At 40.4% G+C, this 6,845-nt stretch carries 5 protein-coding genes and 1 pseudogene; 2 read left to right on the top strand and 4 right to left on the bottom strand.

Annotation, left to right across the window (positions count from 1 at the left end; all coding sequences use genetic code 11):
• The first annotated feature begins 248 nt into the window (after positions 1-248).
• Positions 249-1,418 carry a sigma-54 dependent transcriptional regulator gene (locus tag Q1V93_RS18765; RefSeq protein ID WP_300666916.1) on the top strand — a complete coding sequence of 390 codons (1,170 nt, stop codon included), beginning with the start codon at positions 249-251 and terminating at the stop codon, positions 1,416-1,418.
• A gap of 58 nt (positions 1,419-1,476) precedes the next feature.
• Here the strand turns inward: Q1V93_RS18765 and Q1V93_RS18760 are convergent, their stop codons facing one another.
• The 4 genes from Q1V93_RS18760 to Q1V93_RS18745 all read right to left on the bottom strand — a co-directional run bounded on the left by Q1V93_RS18760 (position 1,477) and on the right by Q1V93_RS18745 (position 4,984).
• Positions 1,477-1,917 (bottom strand): hypothetical protein, encoded by a 441-nt coding sequence (locus tag Q1V93_RS18760; RefSeq protein WP_300666913.1) that lies wholly within the window; start codon positions 1,915-1,917, stop codon positions 1,477-1,479.
• A gap of 176 nt (positions 1,918-2,093) precedes the next feature.
• Positions 2,094-3,026: a hypothetical protein gene (locus tag Q1V93_RS18755; RefSeq protein ID WP_300666910.1), complete on the bottom strand. Its 933-nt coding sequence runs from the start codon at positions 3,024-3,026 to the stop codon at positions 2,094-2,096.
• A gap of 3 nt (positions 3,027-3,029) precedes the next feature.
• A complete protein-coding gene (locus Q1V93_RS18750; RefSeq protein WP_300666908.1) occupies positions 3,030-4,016 on the bottom strand; it encodes a hypothetical protein in 987 nt (328 codons plus the stop codon).
• Positions 4,013-4,984 carry a hypothetical protein gene (locus tag Q1V93_RS18745; protein WP_300666906.1) on the bottom strand — a complete coding sequence of 324 codons (972 nt, stop codon included), beginning with the start codon at positions 4,982-4,984 and terminating at the stop codon, positions 4,013-4,015. The genes Q1V93_RS18750 and Q1V93_RS18745 overlap by 4 nt, the downstream gene beginning before the upstream one ends.
• A gap of 221 nt (positions 4,985-5,205) precedes the next feature.
• Between Q1V93_RS18745 and Q1V93_RS18740 the strand changes: the two are divergent.
• Positions 5,206-6,845, top strand: a pseudogene (locus tag Q1V93_RS18740) (hypothetical protein); the annotation flags it as partial.

Genomic DNA, 6,845 nt, shown 5'->3' with positions numbered 1-6,845 from the left:
TGTAAAAGAAGAGAAAGTGATGCTTTCGAGGAAACAGGCGTTAGCAAGTGATTTTTTCAGTAATCTATGTGTTGTCCTGTCGAGTTTCCGCCATGTGTTTTCGATACACCCCGACTAAAAAGTCGGGATACTCAAACTGACAAGGCGGAAGTATCGAGACAGAGACCCTATTGATTTCCGTTTTAATTCGTAATTCGGCATTCATAATTCGACATTAAATGGTTATTTTCGTTGACCAATAAAAGCACATGGCAAAGATTTTAATCATTGATGATGAGCGGGCTATCCGCAGAGCGTTACGCGAAATTCTGGAATTCGAAGACTTTCAGGTCGATGAAGCGGAAAACGGAGTGGAAGGTTTGGAAAAAGCCAAAAACACCTTGTACGACATCATTTTTTGCGACATCAAAATGCCTCAGATGGACGGAATGGAAGTGCTGGATGCGCTTGTTAACCAGCGGATTGATTCTCCGGTTATTATGATCTCGGGCCATGGAAATATCGAAACGGCTGTAGAAGCAATCAAAAAAGGAGCCTTCGATTTTATTGAAAAACCCCTGGATTTGAATCGTATTTTGGTGACAATCAGAAATGCGAAAGACCGCGTGGTATTGGTGGAAGAAACAAAACAGCTGAAAACGACTGTTCGCAAATTCAAAGGATCATCCATTATCGGGGAAACAGAGGGAATCATCAAGATCAAGGAAATGATTGAGAAGGTAGCACCTTCTGATGCGCGTGTTTTGGTAACGGGTGCAAACGGTTCCGGAAAGGAATTGGTGGCTCGTTCACTGCACGACTTGTCGAATCGGAAGAAAATGCCCTTTGTAGAAGTCAATTGTGCTGCTATTCCAAGTGAATTGATCGAAAGTGAATTATTCGGTCATGAAAAAGGAGCCTTTACTTCGGCGGTGAAAGATAAAAAAGGAAAATTCGAACTGGCTTCCGGTGGAACCTTGTTTTTGGATGAAATAGGGGATATGAGTGCTTCTGCCCAGGCAAAAGTACTGAGAGCTTTGCAGGAAAACGTTATTCAGCGTGTTGGAAGCGAACGCGACATTAAAATTGATGCACGGGTTGTTGCCGCTACTAATAAAGATTTGAGACAAGAAATTGCAGAAGGACGATTCAGAGAAGATTTGTATCACCGTTTGGCAGTTATATTGATTCATGTGCCTTCTTTAAACGAACGCAGAGAAGATATCCCGATGCTGGCAGAACATTTCTTAACGCTTGTGTGCAGTGAGCATGGAGTTCCGAAGAAAGAATTTACGGATGACGCCTTGTTGGAACTACAACAAACGGATTGGACAGGAAATATCCGTGAATTGCGGAATATTGTAGAGCGTTTGGTTATTCTGTGCGGACCGAAGATCTCAGGAGAAGATGTCCGGATGTTTGCAAATCCGAAGAAATAGCAATAAAAAAATGGGAGCCGGAAGCTCCCATTTTTTTATTTATAAAGCAGTAATTAGATTATTGCTTTGACATTTCTTTTGCTCCCATTTTCATCAAAGCATACGTGAATTCACACCCTTTTTGTTTCTTAAGTGCAGTCAAAACTTTTTCGATAACTACATCCTGAGATTCTGTTGTGTAAACTTTGTCGTATTTTTTCTCTAAGTCTTTAGAGCAAGTTTCCATCTCTTTTCCAAGGTCGATCATTGCCTGAGCATCTGCCATCCCTTTTTCCATGTCTTTCATCATCACTTCGGTCATAGCTTGCTGCATGTCTGTCCCATCTTTTTCAGATTTAACAAGAGCTGCTTTCATTTCATCCGAAATCCCAGCTGAAGATTTAGTTACGCAGTCACACATGTCTTTTGCCATTGCATCGTAATCAGCATCGCTGGCCATGTTACATGATGTTACAAGTACTGCGCTCGAAATGGAAAGTAATAGAATTAATTTTTTCATAATCTTTTTTTTTTAAAACTAAGTAAATTAATTAAAACGAAGAATGGAAAATTGAGAATCGAAAGTAAAAAGTTAATAAGCGAAAACGTAAAATTGATAAGCGAGAAAGCGTGTTCCGGAAGTTTATTTAAGTGCCACCCGGTTAAGAGATGTTTTACATAATTCGATCCGGGTTTTCAATTCAAGGAATTTGTCAGTTCAATTCCGCCCCATTCCAGTACATGAAATCCGTTTCGTTTGAGCAGAGGCAGTTTTTGAGTTTTGGGGAATTGAAAATAAGTGTCTTCACCCGCTTTCCAAATCATGTAAACCCGGTTGATATTTTGGGGCTTGGGAGTAATTTCCAGCGAAGCGAATTCGTTGCAGGCTTCATTCACAACAAACTGAACAAAAACGTGCGAATGTTTTGCCAGTTGCGGACCCCAAAATGTAATGAAATCAGCTTTCTCTTTTGTATTGAATCCCATTTCGGATAGTATTTTTTCCAGTGATTCGGTTACGGAAGCTTGTTGCATGACAAAACCGCCTGCTTCCACGTTAAACCTGTTAAAGCGTTGTTCCGATTCCCAGAAGAGATAAGGATAGTTTTGTTGACCAATCGAAATCGAACCATCCGGATGTGCAACACCGTTCCAGCCTTCAGCATAATCCGGATAACTGAATGTGAGTTCCCCCCGTGGTTTGAGATGAACAGATACTTCCAGATCCGATTCGGGATACAAATAAATTACGGGCTTCTTCACAGGTCTTGGTTCTACGAAACGTTTGAAATGCAACGAAATGATGGTGATTTGTCCCGGTTTAATCTCAATACTATCAGTTTCAATTTCCAGGAACATCGGATAGTAAAACTGGAAAACCGCTTTTTGAGGGGCTTTGATGAGGTTACCAGAGTTTTTGGAATCTAGTTTCATTTGCCCGTTGCTTCCGTTTATTCCGAATTTCAATTCCTGTAAAGGTTCGTATTCGTCATTGAATTCACAAAGAACGTTGATCCGGGCGCCTTTTACAGGAGGATTTTTGTCTTTGACATAACGAACGAAATAATCGGGAATGGATTCCGCGAAAAGCGAGGAACTTAACAACAGAAAGATAATCAGGATTCGCATAGCTTAAAGAGTTGGTTTAACTTCAATTCCTCCCCATTCTACCAAATAATTTCCGGATCTGTCAATGGGTTGGAGGGATGTTCTTTTGAGCTGGAGTGTTTGATCAATAGGGTAGTTGCTTTCTCTGAAAATCAGGTAAACCCGGTTCATTTTAAATGCAGGTGAGATTTCCAGGGAAGCAATTTCATCAAGAGATTTGTTTTGCATCCAGAGAATTTCTGCATAGCGCATGTGTTGAATCCGCGGTCCCCAATACGTAATGAAATCTGCTTTTTCTTTCGCGTTGAAACCAATTTTAGTCAAGTGACTTTCCAAATAAGGAATGATTTGTTTTCCTTCAATGAAATCAGCGTCATGCCAATTCAACCGCAGGTTTTCAGACTGAAGATCTGCATCCCAGAACAAGTAGGGAAATGAAGCGCCGTTCAGTTGAATGGTTCCGTTGGAAGAACTGGTTCCTTTCCATTCTCCGTTGTAAGCCGGATAGGTAAATTGAAGAGCTGCACCGGTTTTTATTTTCAGGCCGAAATTTTCTTCTTTTTCGCTGTACAGGTAAATAACCGGTTTTTCAAGCATGATCTGATTGCGCGGATTGCTGGTTGAATTGTTTTGAAATGCAATCCCGACTTCATAATATCTGCCGCCAGCAAAATCTTTGTCGAAATGAATACTTTCAAAATTCGCGTTCAGGTAAAACACGATGTTGTGTTTCCCTTTGGAAATCGTCCTTCCGAAGACGGTGTTGTTTTCGGAAATCGTATATTTCTTCGTCTTTTTATCAATGTTCATCTGAATAATTGCAGGATGCTGATCAAGCAAAAGCTGACCGTTCGGATCAAAAACGCGAACCACGAGTTTCACACTGTCGGGATGGGTGGATTTGGAAACACTGTCTTTGATAATCCAGAGTTGGGGAAATGATTCCCTTTCACCGGAAAATGCAAAAACCGGAATACACAATCCAAAAAGTAATGCGAGTTTGTAAATCATAAGTCAGAAGATTTGATTTCGAAACCTCCCCATTCCAGGATATTGAATCCTGTCCGGATAAAAGGAGTTGGTTCGATCGGGTTTAAATAAGGTTCCAATGAATGGTTCCATTCTGAGAAAGCCATGTAAAAACGATTCACCTGTTCAGGTTGAGGATCGCAAGTCAGTATTGCAAACTGATTACAGGATTCCTGGTGATAAAACTGCACGAAAACAGATTCATAACGCGTCATTTTTGGCCCCCAATAAGTAATGAAATCGGCTTTTTCAGAAAATGAAAAACCCAGGTCAGAAAGGTGTTTTTCGAGAAAGGCGACCACCTCGTTTTTTTGAACGTGATAACCATTGCTGTGTTTTGTTAATTGAAATTGCTGTCGGGAATCCCAGAAAAGATAAGGATATTTTTGCTCTCCGATCTCAATTTCTCCATTCGGATAAAGTGTTCCTTTCCAGTGATTTTCATACTTCGGGTAAGTGAAAGATAAATCTCCTACCGGGTTTAGTTCCAGGTTGAAATCCAGTTTAACCGGACTCTGAAAATAAATCACCGGTTTGTCGACTTCGATGAGCATATATTCGGAATTGAAGGTAACCTGCGCATGGTTTTCTGTTTGACTTCCGATATCAACGCTGTCACTGATCACTTCATTGTATCCGGGGCCCGCCCAGAATTTAAATAGTGTTTTTCCGCTTTTCAATGCAAGCGTGTGTGAAAAGGTGGAATCCAGGAAAAGTGTATCGGTGGTGCCGTTGACTGAATAATAAACGATTGTTTCAAGATCTCTCGGAATATCCCTGAAATTGAACGAATAAAAATGCAGTGTTACTTTGGCTTCTCCGGGGTTTAGCTGCGGATTTTTCACCGTACTGAAAAGGTGAAAATCAGAAACGGATTTACGTTGAACCCCCGCGAAGGAGAGAAATCCGGATCCGAGAAGCAGTAACAGGATAAAACAACTCTTTTTCATAGTTCGGTATTACGACATGATTGATTACAAATCAACTGGAAAAAGGTTCAATTTCGATGCAATAATTTAAAAATGAACGATGAAATCCGAAAAGGCGATAATTTCAGTCAAAATAGATATTAGATAATTAAAGTTCTTATTTTTGGCAGGAACAATTTTAACTTATGGACATAAAGGGATTCTTTCAAAAAAACTGGTCATATTTAGCAATAGTCGCGTTGATGGTTATTGTTACCGCTGTTTTCTTTAAACCGCAACTGGAAGGTTATGGTGTGAAGCAGCACGATACCAAAGAGGCTATCGGAATGTCGAACTCAGTTAAGTTGTATCGGGAAGCTACCGGTGATGAACCTAAATGGTCCGATTCCGGATTTGGTGGAATGCCTGCAGAGCAGATCAGTCTTGAAAAACCAGGAAACTGGTTCTTAGTAATAACAAGAGCATATTTCAAGTTGTTTCCTCAGCCAATAGGTTTGATTCTTCTTCATGTTTTTTCCTTCCTGGTCTTTGCCCGTTTATTGCGACTGAATCCATGGATAGGACTGATCGGAGCAATCATTTACAGTTTTGCCAGTTATGAGTTGATCGTGATCCAGGCAGGGCACGTGATTAAATCGGCAGCAGCGGCATTCTTGCCGGCATTGTTGGGAGCTTTTATCTATACATTCAAAACCAACCGGCTTTGGGGAATTATATTATCGGGTGTTTTCATGACGCTTGAACTGACAATGAACCACGTACAGATTACCTATTATTTCCTTTTTGTATTGTTTTTTGTAGGAGTTTACTTCTTTATCGAAGCACTCAAAGAAAAGAAAATCAAAGAATTTTTCATTGCTACCGGGGGAATCATCGCGGTTTATTTACTTGCTTTCATAATCAATAGCGAAAATATCGTATTAACGAATGACTATTCAAAATACAGTATTCGCGGGGCAAATGATGTAACGATTAATCCGGATGGAACAACTTCAAAAAATCAATCCAATGGTTTGGATAGAGATTACATTACGCAATGGTCTTACGGAATAGGAGAAACCTTTACTTTAATTTCACCTTATGTGAAAGGTGGAGCTTCCGAACCACTTGGAAATTCTCCTTTTGCGGAGGCGATTCAAAACAGCGATATGCCCCAGGATAAAATCAATGGCGTATTGAACGGATATTCGTATTGGGGAACTCAGCCGATTACATCCGGGCCTGTTTACATCGGTGTCATTGCATTCTTGCTGGCATTTTTAGGATTATTCTTTATGAAGGATAAAATCAAATGGGCGCTTTTTGCAGTAACTGTTCTGGCAATTATGCTTTCATGGGGGAAAAACTTCATGGGATTGACAAACTTTTTCATTGATCACATTCCTGCATACAATAAGTTCCGGGCAGTAACGATGATTTTAGTCATTGTGGAATTAACCATTCCTGTGATGGTTGTATTGTTCCTCAATGAATTGATTAAACAACGCGAAGAAATCCTGGCTCAGAAGAAAAAATTCCTGATTGTATTGGGAAGCTTCTTTGTCTTTTTGATTATTGTGAAAGTTGTCGGGTTGGATGATGGATATTCGAATTCAATGGAATCGAAACAATATGCAGGGTTGAATGATATGTATATGAAACAGGTCATGCAGATGGATCCGCAGGTTGCAATGGCAAATTACCAGCTGGATATATCGAATCCGCAGCAGGTGCAGCAATTTGTGACTGCGCAGGTTGATTCCCAGATGGAAGCTTACAATGCTGTGAAAGGAGCCCGAAAAGAGATCTACAATTCCAGTATGAACCGTTCGATTCTGTTTGTTGTTTTAGCTGGCGGTTTGTTCCTGGTTTTCTTATATGAAGCGGACGACGACGGCCACGA

The organism is Fluviicola sp. (genome assembly GCF_030151805.1).
GTDB lineage: Bacteria > Bacteroidota > Bacteroidia > Flavobacteriales_D > Crocinitomicaceae > Fluviicola.
This window is presented reverse-complemented; position numbering and strand designations above follow the sequence as displayed.

Coding starts and splice junctions, on each gene's coding strand:
- Q1V93_RS18745 (WP_300666906.1), bottom strand. CDS start 4,984: ATGAAAAAGAGTTGTTTTATCCTGTTACTGCTTCTCGGATCCGGATTT.
- Q1V93_RS18750 (WP_300666908.1), bottom strand. CDS start 4,016: ATGATTTACAAACTCGCATTACTTTTTGGATTGTGTATTCCGGTTTTT.
- Q1V93_RS18760 (WP_300666913.1), bottom strand. CDS start 1,917: ATGAAAAAATTAATTCTATTACTTTCCATTTCGAGCGCAGTACTTGTA.
- Q1V93_RS18765 (WP_300666916.1), top strand. CDS start 249: ATGGCAAAGATTTTAATCATTGATGATGAGCGGGCTATCCGCAGAGCG.
- Q1V93_RS18755 (WP_300666910.1), bottom strand. CDS start 3,026: ATGCGAATCCTGATTATCTTTCTGTTGTTAAGTTCCTCGCTTTTCGCG.